The sequence below is a fragment of the Flavobacterium microcysteis genome, from assembly GCF_006385255.1.
Lineage (GTDB): Bacteria > Bacteroidota > Bacteroidia > Flavobacteriales > Flavobacteriaceae > Flavobacterium > Flavobacterium microcysteis.
The window spans coordinates 1-2850 of the sequence record NZ_VFJE01000042.1; the positions used below are offsets into that span (position 1 = coordinate 1).

Annotated in this window: 2 rRNA genes; both read left to right on the forward strand. The window is 51.2% G+C overall.

Going from position 1 to position 2850, the window contains the following annotated elements:
* Positions 1 to 2587 (forward strand): 23S ribosomal RNA (locus FJA49_RS00050); the annotation flags it as partial.
* A gap of 137 nt (positions 2588 to 2724) precedes the next feature.
* Positions 2725 to 2834, forward strand: a 5S ribosomal RNA gene (rrf, locus tag FJA49_RS00055).
* Positions 2835 to 2850: the final 16 nt, after the last annotated feature.

The window sequence follows — 2850 nt, forward strand, 5'->3', positions numbered from 1 at the left end:
GCGATATTTCCTGCGTAAAGAATTAGAACCATCTGGAAAGTTGGGCCAAAGACGGTGACAGCCCGGTACAAGTAATGAGCGTAAGGGATAGCGGTATCCTGAGTAGGGCGGGGCACGTGAAACCCTGTCTGAATCCGGCGGGACCATCCGCCAAGGCTAAATACTCCTGAGAGACCGATAGTGAACCAGTACCGTGAGGGAAAGGTGAAAAGAACCGTGAATAACGGAGTGAAACAGATCCTGAAACCATACGCCTACAAGCGGTCGGAGCCCTTTAGTGGGGTGACGGCGTGCCTTTTGCATAATGAGCCTACGAGTTAACGTTGCCGGCAAGGATAAGTGGTTCAGCCACGGATCCGTAGCGAAAGCGAGTCTGAATAGGGCGCCATAGTCGGCAGTGTTAGACGCGAAACCGTGTGATCTACCCATGGGCAGGATGAAGCTGTGGTAACACACAGTGGAGGTCCGAACCGGTTGTCGTTGAAAAGACTTCGGATGACCTGTGGGTAGGGGTGAAAGGCCAATCAAACTCGGAAATAGCTCGTACTCCCCGAAATGCATTTAGGTGCAGCGCTGGCCGTAAAGTTATACAGAGGTAGAGCTACTGATTGGATGCGGGGGCTTCACCGCCTACCAATTCCTGACAAACTCCGAATGCTGTATAATGTTTGCCAGCAGTGAGGGCTTGGGTGCTAAGGTCCAAGTCCGAGAGGGAAAGAACCCAGACCATCAGCTAAGGTCCCCAAATATATGCTAAGTTGAAAGAACGAGGTTTGTCTGCCCAGACAGCTAGGATGTTGGCTTGGAAGCAGCCATTCATTTAAAGAGTGCGTAACAGCTCACTAGTCGAGCGGACGAGCATGGATAATAATCGGGCATAAGCATATTACCGAAGCTATGGATTTGTAATTTATTACAAGTGGTAGGGGAGCATTCTGGCGCCGGCGAAGGTGTTCCGTAAGGGATGCTGGAGGTTCCAGAAAAGAAAATGTAGGCATAAGTAACGATAATGCGGGCGAGAAACCCGCACACCGAAAGACTAAGGTTTCCTCAGCTATGCTAATCAGCTGAGGGTTAGTCGGGTCCTAAGGCGAACCCGAAAGGGACAGTCGATGGCCAACGGGTTAATATTCCCGTACTTCTTATAATTGTGATGGGGCGACGGAGTGATGAAAGTACCGCGAACTGACGGAATAGTTCGTTAAAGCACCTAGCTATAGGGCCTGCAGGCAAATCCGCAGGCACTGGTGAAATGCGACAGTACACGGAGTCTTCGGACAAAGTGATAGCGTACCTAAGGGCTTCCAAGAAAAACCTCTAAACTTAGATTATAAGAACCCGTACCGTAAACCGACACAGGTAGTCGAGGAGAGAATCCTAAGGTGCTCGAGAGATTCATGGCTAAGGAATTAGGCAAAATAGACCTGTAACTTCGGGAGAAAGGTCGCCAGCGAAGGCTGGCCGCAGTGAAGAGGTCCAGGCGACTGTTTATCAAAAACACAGGGCTCTGCAAAATCGTAAGATGAAGTATAGGGCCTGACACCTGCCCGGTGCTGGAAGGTTAAGAGGAGATGTTATCTTCGGAGAAGCATTGAATTGAAGCCCCAGTAAACGGCGGCCGTAACTATAACGGTCCTAAGGTAGCGAAATTCCTTGTCGGGTAAGTTCCGACCTGCACGAATGGTGTAACGATCTGGACACTGTCTCAGCCATGAGCTCGGTGAAATTGTAGTATCGGTGAAGATGCCGATTACCCGCAGTGGGACGAAAAGACCCTGTGCACCTTTACTATAGCTTAGTATTGACTTTGGACAAGTGATGTGTAGGATAGGTGGGAGACTTCGATCCTGCGTCGCCAGGCGTAGGTTAGTCATTGTTGAAATACCACCCTTTGCTTGTCTGAAGCCTAACCCCGCGTTGCGGGGGACATTGCTTGGTGGGTAGTTTGACTGGGGTGGTCGCCTCCAAAAGAGTAACGGAGGCTTCTAAAGGTTCCCTCAGCACGCTTGGTAACCGTGCGTAGAGTGCAATGGCATAAGGGAGCTTGACTGAGAGACACACAGGTCGATCAGGTACGAAAGTAGAGCATAGTGATCCGGTGGTTCCGCATGGAAGGGCCATCGCTCAAAGGATAAAAGGTACGCCGGGGATAACAGGCTGATCTCCCCCAAGAGCTCATATCGACGGGGGGGTTTGGCACCTCGATGTCGGCTCGTCACATCCTGGGGCTGGAGAAGGTCCCAAGGGTTGGGCTGTTCGCCCATTAAAGTGGCACGCGAGCTGGGTTCAGAACGTCGTGAGACAGTTCGGTCTCTATCTACTGCGGGCGTAAGAAATTTGAGTGGATCTGATTCTAGTACGAGAGGACCGAATTGGACTGACCGCTGGTGTATCTGTTGTCCCGCCAGGGGCATCGCAGAGTAGCTACGTCGGGAAGGGATAAGCGCTGAAAGCATATAAGCGCGAAACCCACCACAAGATGAGATTTCTTTTAAGGGTCGTGGGAGATGACCACGTCGATAGGCTACAGGTGTAAAGGCAGTAATGTCATAGCCGAGTAGTACTAATAACCCGTAAGCTTATGCGCAAGGTCTCCGCCCTTCGGGGCGGGGAGCGACTTTCTAACAAAAAAATAAAGGGAATCTTATCCCAGTATGCCAAGATATTGCCGTACGTATCCGATAAGGAGAGTGCGGACACGGCCGAAGACAGCCAAGAATAATCCAAGGTGGTTATTGCGGCGGGGCTCACCTCTTCCCATTCCGAACAGAGAAGTTAAGCCCGCCTGCGCAGATGGTACTGCAATCCTGTGGGAGAGTATGTCGCCGCCTTCCTTTGAAAAGGGTTCCC